This window comes from Microvirga sp. P4_G7 (genome assembly GCF_056401005.1).
The window spans coordinates 1-1,031 of record NZ_JBFUKD010000987.1; the positions used below are offsets into that span (position 1 = coordinate 1).

Annotated in this window: 2 protein-coding genes; one reads left to right on the forward strand and one right to left on the reverse strand. The window is 62.3% G+C overall.

The window, feature by feature from the left end; all coding sequences use genetic code 11:
- On the reverse strand, window positions 1-519 hold a 519-nt coding region (locus tag AC1DT3_RS22420), incomplete at its 3' end, for a YeeE/YedE thiosulfate transporter family protein (RefSeq protein WP_477467375.1).
- A 210-nt stretch (window positions 520-729) separates the two neighbouring features.
- Here AC1DT3_RS22420 and AC1DT3_RS22425 point away from each other — a divergent pair.
- Window positions 730-1,031 (forward strand): pyridoxal-phosphate dependent enzyme (locus AC1DT3_RS22425; RefSeq protein ID WP_477467376.1); only part of this gene is annotated, 302 nt, incomplete at its 3' end.

Here is a 1,031-nt window from a genome sequence, read left to right on the forward strand (position 1 = left end):
CAGGTGAGCCGCGCCGATGGCGGAGCCGGCGATGAAGGCTGCCAGTGTGATCAACATGCGCGTCGATCCGCCGCCCACCGTGTAGAGCGTCCCGGAGGCGCAGCCTCCGCCGAGTTGCATCCCGACGCCGAAGATGAAAGCGCCGAACACCACCGAGATCCCGGCCGGGGAAACCAGCCCGGCGACGGGTTGACCAAACAGAGTGCCGGACGCCAGGACCGGAAAGAATAAAATGCTGGCGACGGCGAGCATGACCATCTGCGCGCGCAGGCCTTCGCCGCGGCGATCTGCGATGAAAACCCGCCAGGCGGACGTGAAGCCGAAGGCGGCGTGATAGAGCACCAGTCCGAGCGCCGCCCCGAGAACGTAGAGGGCGGCCTGACGGGGGTTGACGATCGATCCGACGATCGCGGCGCCCGCGAGAATGGCGAAGCCTGCGATAAGGGACGCGGGCACGTTGATTCCGGGCCCTGAACGAGCACGGATCGGGGCCGAGGAGACGGCGGCGGAGCCCGACATCTGTCTTCCTTCCTTCGATTGCCTGAAAACGGACTGGCGGGCGACATACGCGCCTTGCCATCTCAAATGTGCTTTTTCTAAACACACGTCAAGGGATGCTGAATTGCTATATTTGCATACAGGTTATGTGATTTACTGCCTGCGAATGGCGCGGTATGGGCTAAGGGGCAGTTCCAGACAGCCGAACCGACACCCCACGAAAGCCCTCCGATGATCATCAAGTCCGACGTTCTGGCCGCCATCGGCAACACGCCTCTCATCAAGCTTCGTCGTGCATCGGAACTGACTGGATGCACGATCCTCGGCAAAGCGGAGTTCATGAATCCGGGTCAGTCCGTGAAGGATCGGGCGGCTCTGTTCATCATCCGCGACGCGATGGCTCGTGGTGCCCTGAAGCCTGGCGGCGTCATTGTCGAGGGCACGGCGGGAAACACGGGCATCGGTCTCGCTCTGGTCGGAAATGCTCTCGGCTTTCGCACCATCATCGTCATTCCGAATACGCAGAGCCAGGA